Below are 16,867 nucleotides of genomic sequence, written 5' to 3'. Positions count from 1 at the left end.
TCCGGGTGGTGCCCGGGTGGTGCCCAAGTGGTGTCGGCCGGTGACCGGGGCGTGTCCAAGCCGTGTCGGAAGCGTCCGGGACGGCCGGGCCTCAGAACGGCCGACCGCTCAGGACAGCCTCCGACCGAGCGGGACGCGGGACCGGGTGAACAGCGCCGCGAGCAGCCCCGCGAGCACCGGCAGCGCCAGCACGATCAGCAGCAACTCGCCCCAGGGCGCGGCGATCAGCGCCGGCTTGGCCCCGAACCCGCCGGCCCGGGACTTCAACAGCCCCACCGCGGGAACGAACCCGTTGACCGCCCCGAGCAGCGCGCCCAGCAGGGCGATCAGCATGCACTGGAGGCCCGCCATGGTCCGCCGGATCCTCGGCGGCGCGCCGACCGCGGCCAGGGTGGCCTGGTCCTGCCGGGAGTCGGCGGCCGCCAGGCCGGTGGCGATCCCGGCGGCGCCGAGCACGACCAGCGCGGCGAAGCCGGTGAGCGCCAGGGTCAGCGCGTCGCTCTTCGGCTGGTACCCGCGTTCCACCTGCAGCCTGGCGAAGCGGTCCAGCTGGACGGTGGCCGCCTCGGCGCGCTGCTGCGCCTTGCGGTCGGGCGGGGTGGCCGGCAGCCAGACCGATCCGGTCGGCTGGGTGGAGAGCCCGAGCCGGGGCAGGGCGGAGGGCAGCACCAGGCCCTGGGCGAACTTGGCGGCGGCCGGGTTGTCCACCAGCACCACCTCGACCGGGACCTCCTGCACGTCCGGCTTGGGCACCTCGCCCGGCCGCACCGGGGCGCCCCCGCCGCGCAGCACCATCACGGCCTTGCCGTCGGCGCCCACCACGGCCGGGTCGAAGACCAGCAGCTTGCCGGCGGCGAGCGCCTCCTCGGCTGCCGGGTCGTGGACGGCGAACAGGTTGTGCAGCACGTTCACGTCACCGGCGGCCAGGTGCGGCGGGGCGACGAGGCCGCGCCGCACCTCCGGGGCCTTGAGCTGGACGACGCTGGTGCAGTTGTCGCAGAAGCGGTACACCACCTGGTCGAGGTCGCCGCGCGGGCCGAGCCCGGTCAGCTGCTTCTCCACCTCGGCGCGCTCGTCGGCGAGCCGGGGCCCGTCGGCGTGGCTGATCAGCTGGACGGCGCCGTACGGGGCCTCCGGCTCGTAGTCGCGCCGGTTCTCGGCGTCGGTGCTGGTGGTGTAGACGCCGATGGCGACGGCACCGGCCACCGCGGCCATCACCGCGGCCACCGCCGGAGCGGTGCGCGAGCGGTGCCGGGCGGAGTCGCGCAGCGCGAGCCGCGGCCCGAGCGGCAGCCGGCCGGCGGCCCGGCCGATCAGGGCGACCAGCATCGGGGTGCAGAGCAGCAGGCCGATCTCGGCGACCACCGATCCGCCGAGCACGGTGAGCACCCGGCCGCCGTAGCCGCCCACGCCGGACTGTTCGCGCGGGACCGCGGTCGCGCCGTACATCGCGAGCACGGCGCCGAGGGCGAGCAGCGCCACGCCCGCGACGGTGACCCGGCGGCTGGGCCCGCGGACGGTGTCCCGGCCGGTGAGCCCGGCGGTGACGCTGCGGCGGGCGGCCTGCAGCGCGGGCAGCGCGGCCGCGAGCAGCGCGGTGCACAGGCCGATCCCGGCGATCGCGAGCAGGTCCAGCGGGGGGAGCGCGAGGTGCCCGAAGCGCACGCCGCCGAACTGTTCGATCCGGGAGCGCAGCACGGCGACCACCGCGGTGCCGAGCACCACGCCGACCAGTGCCCCGGCCGCGCCGAGGACCAGGCCGCCGCCGAGCACCACCGCACCGACGTGGGCGCGGCTGCCGCCGGCCGCGCCGAGCAGGGCGAGCTGGCGGCGCGAGCGGTTGGCGCCCACCGCGAAGGCGGGCCCGGCGAGCAGGGCGACCTCCAGCAGCGCCAGGCCGGTCACGGTGGCGACGACGATCCTGGTGTTCATGGCGGGCGCCGGGTCGCTGTAGCGGAACGAGTCGCGGTAGTAGGGGACGGCCCGCTCCGGCGGCGGAGCGATCGCCACCGAACGCGCGGTCAGCGTGTAGCCGTGGGCGTTGAACCGCTGGACCCCGGCCCAGTCGAGGGCCGCACCGGACGGCAGCCGGACCAGCCAGCTGGAGCGGGTGGTCGCGGGCTTCTCCGCGGCGGCGCCGCCGGCGGCCAGCGCGGTGCTCAGCGGATCGATCAACTCGCCCGGCCGGGCGACGAGTTCGACCCGGCCCAGCTCGCTCGGGTGCTCCACCACACCGGTGATGGTGTAGGTGGTGCCCTCCAGGCCCTGGAGGGTGGTGGTGGAGCCCGTCCTGAGCCCGGAGCGGTCCAGGAAGGCCCGGGTGGCGGCCACTTCGCGCGGGGCGGCCGGGGCGCGGCCCTCGACCAGGTCGAGCCGGCCGCGCCAGACCGGGTCGCCGAGGTCGGCCTCGGTGGTGAGGGCGCGGACCAGGCCCTCGGGCGAGGTCGCGCCGGCCTCCGGGCCGGGCCGGGCCGGGACGAGCACGCTGCCGGGCGGCAGCAGCGAACCGATCAGGGTGACCGGGTCGGTGCTCGCGCCCTTCTGCTGTTCGGCCGTCGGCTGTTCCCCCGGGCGGAGCGGGACGGAGAAGGCGCCGTCCTCGGCGATCGGGGCCTGCTCGACCAGCTGGCCCGGGTCGAGCGAGGTGACCAGGGCGTCCGCGCCGCCCACCACCCGCTCCACCCGTTCGGCCGGGGTCAACTGCCCGCTGCGGTGGACCACGTCGGCGCCGGTGACGCCGAGCACGGGCAGCGCGATCATGGCGGCGATCAGCGCGCTGCGGCCCTTGGCGCGCAGCGCGTCGCGGCGGGCGATCCGCAGGGCGACCCGCCAGGCTCCGAGCCTCACTGCGCCACCTCGCCGACCGCGCCGGACGGGCGCACCGCGGCGAGGTGGGCGGAGGCCCGGCGGCCGGCGGCCTCCGAGGCGACCGCGCCGTCCCGCAGGTGGACCACCCGGTCCGCCCAAGCGGCGTGCGCCGCCTCGTGGGTGACCATCATCGCGGCGGCGCCGGCGTCGCAGCGGGCGCGCAGCACGGCGAGCACCGCCTCGCCGGTGGCCGAGTCGAGGGCGCCGGTCGGCTCGTCGGCGAGCACCAGCCGGCGTTCGCCGATCAGCGCCCGGGCGATCGCGACGCGCTGCTGCTGGCCGCCGGACATGTCGTCGGGGAAGCGGTCGGCGAGCTCGCCGATGCCCAGCTCCTCCAGCGCCGCCAGCGCCTCCCGGCGGGCCCGGCGTCCCGGGACGCCGTCCAGTTCGCGGGGCAGCGCGATGTTCTCGGCGGCGGTCAGCGCCGGGATCAGGTTGTAGTCCTGGAAGACGTATCCGATCGAACGGCGCCGCAGGTCGGCGAGCTTGCCGCGGCCGAGGCCGCCGAGCGCGACCCCCTCCACCAGCACCTCACCGCCGCTGGGCTGGTCCAGCCCGCCGGCCAGGGTCAGCAGGGTGGACTTCCCGGAGCCGGACGGGCCCATGACGGCGACGAACTCGCCCGGGTGGACGGACAGGTCGATGCCGCGCAGGGCGTGCACCTCGGCGGCGCCCCGCCCGTGCACACGGGTGACGTCGGCCAGGCGCAGGACGGGCGCGGGCCGGGTCGGATCGGCGTGGGACACACTTCCCCCTCGTGAAAGCTGCTCAACTGCATATGTCGGTGAACTATATATGCCGGAGGACGTGACGCAAGGCCGGATGGTTCCCGTGCGGGCTTCCCGGGCTTCCGGGGCGCGGTGGTCGGCTTCGGTCAAACTTCTACAAAGCTGTCGAGGATGGAGCGGAAACCCGGTCGGGGTCGTTCGCGGCCGGTCTAAGCTCGGGACGGCTCACAACTCACGCCCCCGGGCGCCCCTGCGCGCCTACCCACCGGCCGCGACGGCGGTCGCCATCATCGAGGTCGTCCGGACCGCGCGCCGGACGGCCGACCGCGCCGACCACGTGCCGCCTTCCGGTGCCACCGTCCGCACGGACGGCCGGAGGGCGGCGGCCACCCGCCCCTCCCCTCCTCCCGTGAAGGAGGTGCCGTCGTGCACACCCTGACCACCGCCGACTTCCTGATCCGGCTCGCCACCGGCGTCGCCTGCGGCGCGCTGATCGGCGTCGAACGCCAGTGGCGGGCCCGGATGGCCGGCCTGCGCACCAACGCCCTGGTCGCCGCCGGCGCCACCCTGTTCGTGCTGTACAGCGAGGCTGTCGGCGACGCCGGCAGCCCGACCCGGGTCGCCTCGTACGTCGTCTCCGGCATCGGCTTCCTCGGCGGCGGCGTCATCCTGCGCGACGGCGCCGGCGTACGCGGCCTCAACACCGCCGCCACGCTGTGGTGTTCGGCCGCCGTCGGGGTACTGGCCGCCTCCGGCGAGCTGGAGTTCGCCGTCCTCGGCACGCTCGCCGTGCTCGTCGTCCACCTGGTGCTGCGCCCGGCCGGCCGGCTGCTCGACCGGGCCCCGCAGTCCGGCAGCGACCCGGACTCCACCAGCCGTGCCACTGTCCACCTGGAGTGCGACCGCAAGTCCGAGACCCACATCCGGGCCCTGCTGCTCCAGGCCCTCTCCGCCTCCGGGCTCGCCCCGACCGGACTGCGCGCCCGCCGCACCGACAGCGGCGACGCCACCAGCCTGCGGGCCACCGTCGCGATCACCGGATCGGTCGCCCCGGCGCTCGAACAGGTCGTCACCCGGCTGTCGCTGGAACCGGGGGTGCGCGACCTGCACTGGCACCTGGAGGACGAACCGGAGGACCCCGGCAACCCGGCGCTCGCCTGACGGGCCGTACGGAGTCCACCCGTAACCGTCCGGGCCTTCGTCCGCGCCCCACCCGAACCCTGGTCCGACCCCGCCCGAACCGACTGGAGGCCCGATGCCGACTCCCGACCCCGAGCACGGGCCGCTGGTCCCGATGCTGCTGGTGCTGACCGTGGTCACCGGGGTGGTGGACGCGGTCAGCTACCTGGAACTCGGCCACGTCTTCGTCGCCAACATGACCGGCAACGTGGTGTTCCTCGGCTTCGCCCTGGCCGGCGCGGCCAACCTCTCCGCCACCGCCTCGCTGGCCGCCCTCGCCGCCTTCCTGCTCGGCGCCCTCGCGGGCGGCCACCTCGCCCGCCGGCTGCCCGGCCACCGCGGGCAGCTGCTGACCGCCGCCGTCGTCGTCCAGTCGGTGCTGGTCGCGGCGGCCACCGTGCTGGCGGCCGCGGCCGGCCACACCTCCGACCCGGCCCGCTACACCCTGATCGGGCTGCTCGGCTTCGCCATGGGCGGCCAGAACGCGGTGGTCCGCGCCCTGAAGGTGCCCGACCTCACCACCACCGTGCTGACCATGACCATCACCGCCCTCGCCGCCGACCTCACCGGCAGCCGCCGCCTCGCCTCCGCCGTCTGGATGTTCGCCGGAGCCCTCCTCGGCGCCCTCCTGGTCCTCCACGCCGGTGTGCCCGTCGCCCTCGCCCTGGCCCTCGCCCTCCTCCTCGCCGTCGCCGCCCTCACCCACCACGCCGCCAGGGCCGCCCCCGCCTGGACCCGTCCCCGCTGACCGGGCCGCCTCCCGGCGCGGCTCGGTCAGCGGGGACGGATCCAGCCGGATGGCGGGGGCCGAGGCCGGGGAGCCGCTCGGCACCGACCGGCCGCCGGCGTTCCGCCGCAGGCTGTCGGCGGGTCAGTCCTCGTGCCGCTGGCCCGCGCGGCCGCTCCAGAGGGGTTCGAGGCGGGCCCAGTCGGCGGTCCAGGCGGATTCGGCGCGGCGGTCGAGGGCGCGGAGGCGCAGACGGAGGGCGAGGGCGAGCACGGCCAGCAGGGCGAGCAGGGCGCCGGCGCCGGTGCAGGCGGCGGAGACGGCCAGGGCCACCCGGTCGGCCGGGGGAGCGGAGGCGGCGCCGGACGGGTCGACCCACACGGGGACGCGGCCGCCGACGGCGGCGGAGTGCGGGGCCTGGACGGTGCCTCGGCGCTCGGTGCCGTCGGGCCCGGTCCAGTCGGCGTCGACGTCGATCCGGTTGCTGTAGCCGCCGGCGAAGCGGCTCCCGGAGGCGGTTGTGGTGCCGGCGGCGGTGGCGTCGCGGCCCGGGACGGCGCGGACCACCGCGTCGACCTGGCGCAGCCGTCCGCGGTCGACGGCGGCCTGGTGCACGGTGGCGCGGTAGAGGAGCAGGGCGGCGCCCGCGGACAGCGCGAGGGCGAGCACCGCGCCGAGCGCGGCGGACAGCCAGGCCCGGGCCCGGGAGCGGTCGACCGGGCGGACGAGCGGCTCGTGCCGGGCACCGAGGGCCCGCCGCAGCCGCCGGCCGGTGCGCCGCGGGGGCGGCCCGGGCCGGGCCGGACGGGGCGTGCTGGACACGGTGAGGGCTCCTCAGGGACGCGGGAACGCACGGTGTTTGCGCCCCAATGTCCACCCGGCGACCCCTCGCGCACAAGAGTCGTGCGCGTCCGTAGCACCGCCTGGGCCACTCGGCGCCGCCGCCAGGGCCGCTCGGCCCCACGGCCGGGACGTTCGGCCCTCGGCACCCGCCGTTCGCTCCCGGCAGGCTGGGGCTGTGGCGGTGCTCCCTGTGCCTGGGCGCGGCCGTGGCCCGGTCGACCGTGGGGGCGCCGGGCCGGGTACGGGGCAGGGGGTGGTCGTGGGGTCACCCCCTGCCTGTGCCGCGCGTCCCGTTCCCGTCCGGTCCCGGCCGGGAGGCCCGCTTCCCTGACGACGGCCGGGAGCCGTCAGCTGTCAGCCGTGAGCCGTCAGCACTCGGCATTCAGCGGGCGACGGGGTAGCCGTGCGTCCCGTCCGCCCGCACCACGTCCAGCCCCGGCAGCCAGCTGCCGAGCACCAGCGCGGACGGGTAGAACATCGGCTCCGGCAGCGCGTCCACCGGGAAGCGCTCCCAGCCCGCGCAGGCGTGCGGCTCGGTGACCACGGCCTCGGCCAGGCTGGGCGGGGCCAGTACGGCGGCGGTCAGCCGGGGCCGGCCGAGTTCGTGGTCCAGGTGGACGGCGAGCACCCGCATCCCCTCGGCGGGCAGCACGATGCCGGTCTCCTCGGCGAGTTCGCGGGCCGCGGTCTGCTCGAAGGACTCGCCCGGGTCGACCTTGCCGCCGGGCAGGCTCCAGGTGGGCGGCTCGCCGGCGGTGATCCGGCGGCCGACCAGCACCCGGCCGTCCCCGGTGGGTACGACGATCCCGGCGCCGAGCAGCGGTGCGGTCGGTGCTGTGCTCAACTCGCCATCTCCTTCAGCTGGTTACCAGTTGGCGCGCTCGTAGTCCTTGAGGAAGCAGCCGTACAGGTCCTCGCCCGCCTCGCCCCGCACGATCGGGTCGTACACCCGGGCCGCGCCGTCGACCAGGTCGAGCGGGGCGTGGAAGCCCTCTTCGGCGAGCCGCATCTTGTCCGGGTGCGGGCGCTCGTCGGTGATCCAGCCGGTGTCGACGGCGGTCATCAGGATGCCGTCGGCCTCGAACATCTCCTGGGCGCTGGTGCGGGTGAGCATGTTCAGCGCGGCCTTGGCCATGTTGGTGTGCGGGTGTCCGGCGCCCTTGTAGCCGCGCGAGAACACGCCCTCCATCGCGGAGACGTTGACCACGTACTTGCGGCGGGACGGGGAGGCGGCCATCGCCGGGCGGAGCCGGCTGATCAGGATGAACGGCGCGGTGGAGTTGCAGAGCTGGACCTCCAGCAGCTCGACCGGGCCGACCTCCGAGACGGTCTGCACCCAGCTGTTGGTGTCCGCGAGGTCGGGCACCAGGCCGCCGGCGTCGATCGCGGTGCCGGCCGCGATCCGGGCGGGCGTGGCGGAGCCGGTGACCAGGGCGAGCGAGGTGACGTCCTCCGCGGCGATCGGCCGCGCGTCGCCGCCCGCCTGGTGGGGCAGGGCGGGCAGCTCGACGCCGCCGCTGCCGAAGCGGCCGATCGTGGTGGACTGGGGAAGCTCGCCGGCCGGCAACGGCGCGGACTCGGCGTTGACCAGCTCGCGGTAGGACTCCGGCGGGCGGCGCACGGTCTGCGCGGCGTTGTTGATCAGGATGTCCAGCGGGCCGTCCGCGGCGACCTCGTCGGCCAGCGCCATCACCTGGGCCGGGTCGCGCAGGTCGATGCCGACGATCTTGAGGCGGTGGAGCCACTCGGCGCTGTCCGGCATCGCCTTGAAGCGGCGGATCGCGTCGTTGGGGAAGCGGGTGGTGATGGTGGTGTGGGCGCCGTCGCGCAGCAGCATCAGCGCGATGTACATCCCGATCTTGGCGCGGCCGCCGGTGAGCAGCGCGCGCTTGCCGGTGAGGTCGGCGCGGGCGTTCCGGCGGGAGCGGTTCAGCACCGCGCACTTCTGGCACAGGTTGTGGTAGAAGGCGTCGACCTCGACGTAGCGCTGCTTGCAGGTGTAGCAGGAGCGCGGACGCTCCAGGACGCCGGCGATCTCGGTGGTGGTGACGGTGGTCAGGCCGAAGGCGCCCGCCGTCTCGTCGTCGATCCGGGTGGGCGCGCCGGTGGCGGTGCGGGCCGTGACCGCGCGGTCGTTGGCGGTCTTGCGGGCCCGGGTCTCCTGGCGGCGGCGCTGCTTGAGGGTCCGGAATATGCCGCCGACGGCCTTGCGGACGGTGATCGCGTCCGGGTGGTCCACGTGCAGCTCGTCGAGCTCGGCGAGCACCTCCAGGCAGAGCCTCAGCCGTTCGGGGTCGAGGCCGGGACCGTAGTCGATCTCCTCCTCGGTGCCCTCGATCAGGTCCTGCTCGATGTCCGTCTGCCCGATGCTCACGCCTGCTGCCGCTTTCCCGTCTCGCCACGCCCACACGCGTGAAGCCATGCCCGTTACCGCGTGAATGCTACGGGAGGGGCCGGGACCGGGGCGAAAACCGGACGTCGGAGGGGGTCCTTGGACGATCCTCCATGTCTACGCGCGGAGCATTCCGCGGGGTTTGTGCACAGCCCCAGCGATGCTCCTCGGACTGGCTTTTGCCCCCGCTCTTCCCGGAGAATCGAACGCTGGGTGCCGGGCGCCCGAGTGCGCTCCGGCGGCATCGCCGCAACCGCACCCGAGGTGTATCCCCCAGCCAGAGAGCCCTTCTTCATGCGCTTCCTGAACGACCTCACACCCTCGTACGACCTGACGTACGACGACGTCTTCATGGTCCCCAGCCGTTCCGCCGTGGGCTCCCGGCAGGGCGTCGACCTCTCCTCGAACGACGGCACCGGCACCACCATCCCGCTGGTCGTGGCCAACATGACCGCCATCGCCGGCCGTCGGATGGCCGAGACCGTCGCCCGCCGCGGCGGCCTGGTCGCCATCCCGCAGGACATCCCCACCGAGGTCATCGCCGAGGTCGTCTCCTGGGTCAAGCAGCGCCACCTGGTCTTCGACACCCCGATCACGCTCGACCCGGGCGCCACCGTCGCCGAGGCGCTCTCGCTGCTGCCCAAGCGCGCGCACGGCGCCCTCGTGGTGGTCGAGGACGGCCGGCCGGTCGGCGTGGTCGCCGAGTCCGACTGCCAGGGCGTGGACCGCTTCACCAGCCTGGCCGACGTCATGTCCCGCGACCTGCTGGTGCTGGACGAGGGCATCGACCCGCGGGCCGCGTTCGAGAAGCTCACCGAGGCGCACCGCAAGCTCGCCCCGGTCGTGGACGGCGAGGGCCGGCTGGTCGGCATCCTCACCCGCAAGGGCGCGCTGCGCGCCACCCTGTACACCCCGGCCGTGGACGCGGCCGGCAAGCTGCGGATCGCCGCCACCGTCGGCATCAACGGCGACGTCGCGGGCAAGGCGAAGGCGCTGATCGAGGCCGGCGCCGACGTGCTGGTGGTCGACACCGCGCACGGCCACCAGGAGTCCATGATCACCGCGCTGCGCGCGGTGCGCGGCCTGGATCCGCAGGTCCCGATCGTGGCCGGCAACGTGGTCTCCGCCGCCGGTGTCCGCGACCTGGTCGAGGCGGGCGCCGACATCCTCAAGGTCGGCGTCGGCCCCGGCGCCATGTGCACCACCCGGATGATGACCGGCGTCGGCCGGCCGCAGTTCTCCGCCGTCCTGGAGTGCGCTGCCGAGGCCCGCCGGCTCGGCAAGCACGTCTGGGCCGACGGCGGTGTGCGCCACCCGCGCGACGTCGCGATGGCGCTGGCCGCCGGCGCCTCGAACGTGATGATCGGCTCCTGGTTCGCCGGGACCTACGAGTCCCCGGGCGACCTCCAGACCGCCGCCGACGGCCGGCAGTACAAGGAGAGCTTCGGCATGGCCTCGGCCCGCGCGGTCAGCAACCGCACCGCCCAGGACTCCTCGTACGACCGGGCCCGCAAGGCGCTGTTCGAGGAGGGCATCTCGCACTCCCGGATGTTCCTGGACCCGGCCCGCCCGGGCGTCGAGGACCTGATCGACTCGATCATCGCGGGCGTCCGCAGCTCCTGCACCTACGCGGGCGCCGGCAGCCTGGAGGAGTTCCACGAGAAGGCGATCGTGGGCGTCCAGAGCGCGGCCGGCTACGCCGAGGGCAAGCCGCTGCACTCCAGCTGGGCCTGATCGCCGCCGGCGGCCGCCGCGCCGCCCGCGTCCGTACCGCCGGCCGTCCGGTTCCTTGCCTCGGGGAGCCGGGCGGCGGCCGTTGCGGGGGCGTTCCGCCCAGTGCCGGGGCGATCGTCCGGGCCGTCGTCCGGGCGCCCCGCCGGGGGAGCGGCGGGCCCGTCGTCCGGCCCGGACGGGAGCAGCGCTCCGAGCGGGAGCAGCAGGGCGCGGCCGAGCAGCCCGGCCGAAGCGTCCAGTGCGATGGTGAACGCCCGGGCCGCGTCCGGCAGGTGGCGCAGTTCCCACAGCGCGTCGGCGGCGCTCCAGGCACCCTCCCGGGCGGCCGCGACCGACCAGACGCCGAGCAGGTGGGTGAGCGGCTCGGCGAGCTCCAGCAGGTCGGGCCCGGGCATCAGCTGCTCCCGGACGGCCGCCTCCACCTCCGCCAGCACCCGGTTGATCCGGCGGTAGTCCTCCTCGATGACGGCCGGCTCGCAGCCCCGGCGGCGGCAGGTGTCCAGGACGGCCAGCGGCAGGTCGTGCTGGATGTGGGCGGCCATCCCGGCCAGTGCGAACTGGAGCGGGTGCACCCCCGGGTGGGCGCGCAGCGCGAACAGCGGCCGCCAGCAGGCGGGCGGCTCCCGCCCGGCCGCGTCGGCGGCCACAGCTCGGAGGTAGCGCCGGGCGAACACGGTCCAGCTCGGCCACGGCCGGCGGGTCGGCGAAGTACCCGTCGCCCAGCCGGTCGCGGACGGCCTCCGTCACGGCGAGGTAGATCCGGTTGAAGACCGCCACCCCGTCGGCCGGGGGCAGTGCGGCCCCGATCCGCCGCAGCCGGCCGACCACCTGCCCGACCGTCCTCGCATCCCTGATCCGTGCCGTCGTACGGTCCACCGCTGTGCCGGGCATGCGCCACCCTCCGATGCCGATCATGCGCTGATCGCATCATCGTGACAGCGCGGGTCCGCGCCGGTGGGCGCCGCACGCGTCCGCCCAGCCGGTGTCACACGATCGGACCGGTCCCGGCGGGGGCGGCCTCGACCCGTCGTGGCCCTGCGGGGACTGTCGCCGATCTCCACCTCCTGCCATGATCCGTGACCGTGATCAACCGACGAACCCTCATCACCGCGCTCGCCGCGGCCCCGGCGCTCGGTACCCTCGGCGCCGTCGTGGGACGCACCCCCGCGAGCGCCGCCGGAGACCTGTTCCCCTCCAACACGGCCCTCTACGCCAGCTCGTCCGTGGTCGAGGGCGTGGACTACGGCCGCCGCTACCGCCGGCACCTGATCGACGACCAGAGCCTGCAGAGCCGCGGGCCGTTCGTCCGGACCACCGTCATCGCCCCGCACGGCGGCGGCATCGAGGTCGGCACCTCCGAACTGTGCCTGGCCGTCGCCGGCTACCACCCCGCGGACCTCACCCCGACCCCGGCCGCCGGGCCGACGCACGACTTCTGGATGTTCGAGGGCCTGCGCTCCTCCGGCAACGGCGAGCTGCACGTCACGTCGACCCACTGCGACGACGGCGTGGCCCGCGCGATGTGCGCCGGCAGCCTCAACGTGCTGTCGCTGCACGGCTGCACCGCCGCCCAGGCGGGCCTGGAAACCGGTGCCCAGGCCGTGCTGGTCGGTGGCCTGAACCCCACCTTCCGCCAGTACCTGACGGAGGAGTTCGCGGCGGCGGGCGTCCGGGCCGTGACCGCCTCCGGCGAGGAGGAGATCGCGGGCATCTCCACGGAGAACATCTGCAACCGCAGCCTGCTCGGAATGGGCGCCCAGCTGGAGATGACCACTGAGCTGCGGACCGCGATGTTCGTCCCCGGCAAGAACACCCGCGCCGATCGGGCGACCAACACCCTGCCGCTGTTCTGGAGCTTCACGACCGCCGTCCGGACCGCGATCCAGCGGCTGGAGGCGTCCCAGCCCGTCCTCTGACGGACCCGGCGGCGGCCTGCGCGCGCCGCGGCCGGCGTCAGCCCGGCACCCACGGTGCCGCCGTGGGCGCCATGCCCGGAGAGCCGGCGAGCAGTACGCCCCCGACCCGGCCCCGTTCGAGGGAGCGGACCACGGCAGCCGCTACCCGCGGTGGCCCTGGACCTGGCGGTGGGCAGGCGCCGCCGTGCCGCCCCCTCGACCGGCGGCGCGGGAGGCCGGGAGGCGCCGGAGCACGCGGCCGAGGACGCGGTCGAGGGGGAAGCAGCCGGCCTGCCGGGAGTCGACGCTGGCCGCCGGATTGTCGCCCAGCAGTACCAGTGCGCCCGGCGGGACCGGGCCGTCGCCCGCCGGTCCCGAGCGGGCCGCGGCCGGTACGGGATCCCCGGGGAGTGCCGCCACGCGCTTGATCGCCCACCGCCGTCCGGCCGGGCCTCCGCCCGCGCCGACGGGCCCGAGGCGCCGCAGCGGACGGTCCGGCCAACACCCGTGGGCGTCCGCGTGCTCGATCACGACGACCTGACCGACCGCCGGGCCGGAGGCTCTCAGCACGAGGACCCGGTCACCGTCGCGGAGCGCCGGGAGCATGCTCTCCCCCCGGACCGTCACCACCACCAGCGCCAGGCGCACCAGTCGGACGGCCACCAGCGCCGTCACCACTGCCGGGACCGCTGCGATCCACGGCAGCTTCACGAGGCCGCCTCCGCCGTCCGGTAGCCCCGGCTCTGCAGCGCGAACAGCCGCTGGTAGGCGCCGGCCGCGGCCATCAGCTGGTCGTGTCCGCCGGACTCGACCACCCGGCCCTCGCGCAGCACCACGATCCGGTCCGCCTCCCGGACCGCGCCGAGCCGGTGCGAGATCAGCAGACTGGTCCGCCCGGACCGGGCCTGCCGCAGCGACTGGTGCACCTCGTACTCGGCCTCGGCGTCCAGACCGGCCGAGGGTTCGTCGAGGATCATCAGGTCCCGCCGCTCGCGCAGCAGTGCCCGTGCCAGGGCCAGGCGCTGCCACTGCCCCCCGGAGAGCACGAGGCCGGTGGTCCGGTCCGCCCGGGCACCGGGCGGCAGGAACGTCCGGGAGAGCAGGGTGTCGTAGCCGCCGGGCAGCGCGGCGACGGCCCGGTGCACCCCGGCGCGTTCGGCGGCGGCCTCGATCCTCGGCCGGTCGTCCAGTGCCGCCAGGTCCCCCAGGGCGATGTTCTCGGCGGCCGTCAGGTCGTAGTGCATGAAGTCCTGGAAGACCGCGCCGATCCTGGCCCGCAGCTGGGCCGGGTCGATCTCCCGCAGGTCCACCCCGTCCCAGAGGATGACCCCGCAGGTCGGGTCGTACAACCGGCAGAGCAGCTTCACCAGGGTGGACTTCCCGGCACCGTTCAGCCCCACCAGGGCCACCGAAGCACCGCAGGGGATGAAGAGGTCGACACCCCGCAGCACCCAGGGGTGGTCGGGAGAGTAGCGGAACCAGACGTCCCGCAGCTCGATGCCCTCGCGCAGTGGCGGCAGGGTGCGGAACGTCCGCGGGAGCCGCACGTCCGGTCCGGAGTCCAGTACGGCCAGGTGGTGGGCGAAGAGCAGCAGGGCCTGCTGGGCGACGGCCGTCGTGGCCGCCAGCCCGGCGAGCGCGCCCTGCACGCCCGCCACCGCGGCGACGAACATGGTGACCCCGCCCGGGGTGATGACACCGGTACGGGCCAGCTCCACCGCCCAGAGCAGGCCGCAGCCGGAGACCAGGGCCGCGAGTACTCCCAGCGCGGACTGCACCCTCACCTCGCGCCGGTCCAGCAGCCGGCGGGCGGTGTCGGCCGTCCGTCGCTCGGCCAGCATCCGGCCGCGCAGGAAGGCGCCGGTGCCGAACAACCGGACCTCCTTGGCCGCCGCGACGCTGGTCAGCAGCTCGCTGTAGAACAACTCGCGCCGCTCCGTCGGTCCGATGTCCCAGAGCAGCCGGACCCGGCGCCGTCCGAGCGTCAACTCGGCCGCCAGCACGGGAGCTCCGGCGAGCAGCACCACAGCGGCCAGCGCGGGACCGACCACCAGCAGGGAGCCCAGGAAGCCGACCACGACCAGCACGGACCGCGCGGTGCCCAGCAGCCCCTCCAGCGCCTGGCCGACGGCGGTCCGGCCGGCCTGCTGGGCGAGCCTGAGCCGGTCCAGGAAGCGCGGATCCTCGAACCGGGCCAGGCCGGTGAAGCCGTCGACGGCGGTGAACAGCTGCTCCTGTGCCAGCAGGCCGGTGCGGCGCTGGACCTGCGCCGCGAGATAGCGGGTGAGTTGCGGCAGCAGGGTGGTGACCACACCGGCGGCGACCAGCCCGCCGCCGAGGACGGCTGGCATGGCGGGGCCGCCGTGACCGGTCAGGGCGTCCAGCAGTGACCTGGTGAGCCAGGCGAGAACGACCGGCAGTGCGGCCGCGGCCAGCGAGCAGGCGGCGTAGCCCGCGAGGGCGCCGGGCGCCGCTTCGGCGGCGAGCCGCAGGCAGGAGCGTACGAGCCTCCAGCTCAGCCGGTCGTGCTTCCCGGTCGGCGCCTCCTGCTTCCCGTCCAGCCGGTCCGGTTCCGCGTTCAGGCGGTCCTGTTTCCAGGTCGGCGCCTCCTGCTTCCCGTCCAGCCGGCCCGCCACAGGGGAGGCCTGGACGCAACCGTCGCCGGCCGGGTGCTTCGCCGGACCGCCCCGGGCCGGGCGCCGCGCCGGGCCGGATCCGGCGCCGTTCACGCCGCCACCGGAACCGAGGGGGCCAGCGCCACGTCGTTGGCGGTGACCGCCAGTCGGCCCGCGGGACGGCCCACCGTGAGCAGGGTGGGGAAGGCCTGTGCCTGGAAGGCCCCTGCCAGCGCGCCGCCGCTGCTCTCGCGGAGCGTACGGGTCACCGCCGAGAGCCGGCGGACGAAGTCCGCGGACTCCTCGGGCTCGCCGACCACCACGGCCAGTGCGCCGTTCCTCCCCCGCGGCAGCGCGGCGACGTGCTCGACGAACTTCGGCAGCTTCGTCCGGCACGGACCGCAGGTCGGTGAGAAGAAGGCCACCAGGGTGCCCTCCGCCAGATCCGCGTCCGTCAACCGCTCGCCGGTGGTCGTCTCGACGCTGAACTCGCCGATCGGCGTCCCCACTTCGGGTGCCACGGGCACCGCGCCCGGACCGCCGGGGGCTGCCAGCAGGTCGGAGTGCTCACGCAGCCGCCTGATCACTCCGAGAGTGAGCAGCAGGTCCAGGACGCAGAGCGCCCCGACGAGGAGCAGGAGCGGAATCAGGACGGACATCGACGACCTCCTCGGGTCGGGTGGTTCGGAAGAGTTCGATCAGGTCGTCGAGCGCGACGACCAGCACACCGAGCAGCAGGCCGGCGGCCACCGCGAGAGCGGTCCCGACGGTGCCCGTGGTCGACGCCCCGGGGCCGGACACGGCGGCGGCCGCCAGCGCGGCCGCCGACAGCAGCAGGTTGCGGGCCAGCTGTCGGGCCCCGAGCGGGGCGGTGGACCCGCCGAAGCAGCGGCAGGGCACCCGGGCACCGTGCCGCAGGGCCGGCACGATGCCGATCGCGAAGACCAGCAGCAGCCCGGTCGCCACCAACAGCCCGGCCGACCAGAGGACGCGGACCGGCATCGCGAGCAGGGCCGCATCGGCCAGTTCGACCACGGGAACGGCCAGGGCGACCGGACGGACCAGCCACGCGGGCAGCAGCCCCAGGCCCTCGACCGACTGCGCGAAGGAGGTGAGCCGGTTGCGGCCGACGAGCTTGCCGATGGACGAGGCCAGGAAGACCGCGCCGAGCAGTGCCCGGACGCAGACGACGAGACTGTGCATCACACCCTCCTGGTGGGGGTTCTGAGGCGTGACCGGCGCGGGGCGCGACCGGCGCGCAGCGCGGCGGGTGTACCGGGCCCGGGCGCGGCGGGGGCGCCGGTGGTCGAGCCAGGCTCGACCACCGGCGCCCCCGCCCTGCTCGCGTAGACCTCGGACGCCGCCCCGGAAGGGCTACTTGCAGACCAGCTGGCCGTTGCAGGTGTTGACGCTGCACGGCGAGCCGGCGCACTGCCAGCACTGCGACCAGCTGTACCAGCCGCAGGCCTGGGCATCGGCCGTGGGCACGAAACGCTCCAGCAGGCTTCCGCCGAGTCGCTCAAGCTTCCTGAACATCTCGATCTCCTTCTTCTCCGGTGGTGACTGTTCTCCAAGGTGTGCCGATGGACGCACGCGCAGGCGGTTCGACCGCCTTCCGGTCGGTTCGGGTGAAAGGTCCCGCCTCCCACCCGGCGGCAGCAGGCGGCTGCCGTCTCACCTCACCCGGCCTGACCGGGCGGCCTGGAGGACGGACCGATGTGACTCCCCGTGTGGGGACCGTCGCCCCACCCGCTGTCCGCCCGCAGCACGGTGACCGGCTGCCGGCTCGCCACGGTCTCGGCCACCGCCGGCACCGCCGCGAACACCGCGGCTGCCGAGGCGACGCCCAGACAGGACTTCAGGAGCTTCCTTCGCATCGAGCCATC

15 protein-coding genes and 1 pseudogene are annotated in these 16,867 nt (G+C 75.3%); 4 read left to right on the top strand and 12 right to left on the bottom strand.

From position 1 onward, the window contains the following. Positions 1-108: 108 nt before the first annotated feature. Positions 109-2,847, bottom strand: coding sequence for an FtsX-like permease family protein (locus ACZ5GH_RS05190; RefSeq protein WP_464333565.1), 2,739 nt, complete (start codon positions 2,845-2,847; stop codon positions 109-111). Further along, a complete protein-coding gene (locus tag ACZ5GH_RS05185) occupies positions 2,844-3,614 on the bottom strand; it encodes an ABC transporter ATP-binding protein (protein WP_464333564.1) in 771 nt (256 codons plus the stop codon). Before ACZ5GH_RS05185 ends, ACZ5GH_RS05190 begins: the two co-directional genes overlap by 4 nt. A gap of 408 nt (positions 3,615-4,022) precedes the next feature. On the opposite strand from ACZ5GH_RS05185, the gene ACZ5GH_RS05180 reads away from it, so the two are divergent. After that, positions 4,023-4,757: an MgtC/SapB family protein gene (locus tag ACZ5GH_RS05180; protein WP_387751693.1), complete on the top strand. Its 735-nt coding sequence runs from the start codon at positions 4,023-4,025 to the stop codon at positions 4,755-4,757. A 94-nt stretch (positions 4,758-4,851) separates the two neighbouring features. Next, positions 4,852-5,523 (top strand): YoaK family protein, encoded by a 672-nt coding sequence (locus ACZ5GH_RS05175; RefSeq protein WP_387751696.1) that lies wholly within the window; start codon positions 4,852-4,854, stop codon positions 5,521-5,523. Between the two features lie 123 nt (positions 5,524-5,646). On the opposite strand, the gene ACZ5GH_RS05170 is transcribed toward ACZ5GH_RS05175, so the two are convergent. The 3 genes from ACZ5GH_RS05170 to ACZ5GH_RS05160 form a co-directional block, all read right to left on the bottom strand. Beyond that, entirely contained in the window at positions 5,647-6,324 is a 678-nt protein-coding gene (locus ACZ5GH_RS05170) for an Rv1733c family protein (RefSeq protein WP_464333563.1), read from the bottom strand. A gap of 403 nt (positions 6,325-6,727) precedes the next feature. Then, on the bottom strand, positions 6,728-7,189 hold the full coding sequence (locus ACZ5GH_RS05165) for a nucleotide triphosphate diphosphatase NUDT15 (protein WP_387751701.1): 462 nt from the start codon (positions 7,187-7,189) through the stop codon (positions 6,728-6,730). A 21-nt stretch (positions 7,190-7,210) separates the two neighbouring features. Continuing rightward, positions 7,211-8,713, bottom strand: coding sequence for an SDR family NAD(P)-dependent oxidoreductase (locus ACZ5GH_RS05160; protein ID WP_387751929.1), 1,503 nt, complete (start codon positions 8,711-8,713; stop codon positions 7,211-7,213). Positions 8,714-9,031: 318 nt separating this feature from the next. Here ACZ5GH_RS05160 and ACZ5GH_RS05155 point away from each other — a divergent pair, with 318 nt between their 5' ends. Next, the gene (locus tag ACZ5GH_RS05155) at positions 9,032-10,471 is read left to right on the top strand and encodes a GuaB1 family IMP dehydrogenase-related protein (protein WP_387751704.1); all 1,440 of its coding nucleotides are present in this window, start codon (positions 9,032-9,034) and stop codon (positions 10,469-10,471) included. A 191-nt stretch (positions 10,472-10,662) separates the two neighbouring features. Here ACZ5GH_RS05155 and ACZ5GH_RS05150 read toward each other — a convergent pair. Beyond that, positions 10,663-11,362 (bottom strand): annotated as a pseudogene (locus ACZ5GH_RS05150) (DUF5995 family protein); the annotation flags it as partial. 185 nt (positions 11,363-11,547) lie between these two features. Between ACZ5GH_RS05150 and ACZ5GH_RS05145 the strand changes: the two are divergent. Next, a complete protein-coding gene (locus ACZ5GH_RS05145) occupies positions 11,548-12,387 on the top strand; it encodes a poly-gamma-glutamate hydrolase family protein (protein WP_464333562.1) in 840 nt (279 codons plus the stop codon). 141 nt (positions 12,388-12,528) lie between these two features. Here the strand turns inward: ACZ5GH_RS05145 and ACZ5GH_RS05140 are convergent, their stop codons facing one another. The 6 genes from ACZ5GH_RS05140 to ACZ5GH_RS05115 all read right to left on the bottom strand — a co-directional run bounded on the left by ACZ5GH_RS05140 (position 12,529) and on the right by ACZ5GH_RS05115 (position 16,858). Beyond that, positions 12,529-13,077, bottom strand: coding sequence for a S26 family signal peptidase (locus ACZ5GH_RS05140; protein WP_464333561.1), 549 nt, complete (start codon positions 13,075-13,077; stop codon positions 12,529-12,531). Next, positions 13,074-15,095, bottom strand: a complete 2,022-nt coding sequence (locus ACZ5GH_RS05135; protein WP_464333560.1) for an ABC transporter ATP-binding protein — start codon at positions 15,093-15,095, stop codon at positions 13,074-13,076. Before ACZ5GH_RS05135 ends, ACZ5GH_RS05140 begins: the two co-directional genes overlap by 4 nt. Next, on the bottom strand, positions 15,092-15,640 hold the full coding sequence (locus ACZ5GH_RS05130; protein WP_464333559.1) for a TlpA family protein disulfide reductase: 549 nt from the start codon (positions 15,638-15,640) through the stop codon (positions 15,092-15,094). Before ACZ5GH_RS05130 ends, ACZ5GH_RS05135 begins: the two co-directional genes overlap by 4 nt. After that, positions 15,549-16,184 (bottom strand): MauE/DoxX family redox-associated membrane protein, encoded by a 636-nt coding sequence (locus ACZ5GH_RS05125; RefSeq protein WP_464333558.1) that lies wholly within the window; start codon positions 16,182-16,184, stop codon positions 15,549-15,551. The genes ACZ5GH_RS05130 and ACZ5GH_RS05125 overlap by 92 nt, the downstream gene beginning before the upstream one ends. Positions 16,185-16,355: 171 nt before the next feature. Further along, positions 16,356-16,517, bottom strand: coding sequence for a hypothetical protein (locus ACZ5GH_RS05120; RefSeq protein ID WP_464333557.1), 162 nt, complete (start codon positions 16,515-16,517; stop codon positions 16,356-16,358). A gap of 143 nt (positions 16,518-16,660) precedes the next feature. After that, positions 16,661-16,858: a hypothetical protein gene (locus ACZ5GH_RS05115; RefSeq protein WP_387751723.1), complete on the bottom strand. Its 198-nt coding sequence runs from the start codon at positions 16,856-16,858 to the stop codon at positions 16,661-16,663. Positions 16,859-16,867 lie beyond the last annotated feature (9 nt).

It is taken from the genome of Kitasatospora sp. Xyl93, assembly GCF_055383135.1.
The sequence above is the reverse complement of the archived record's forward strand: the minus strand, read 5'-3'. Positions and strand labels throughout refer to the sequence as shown.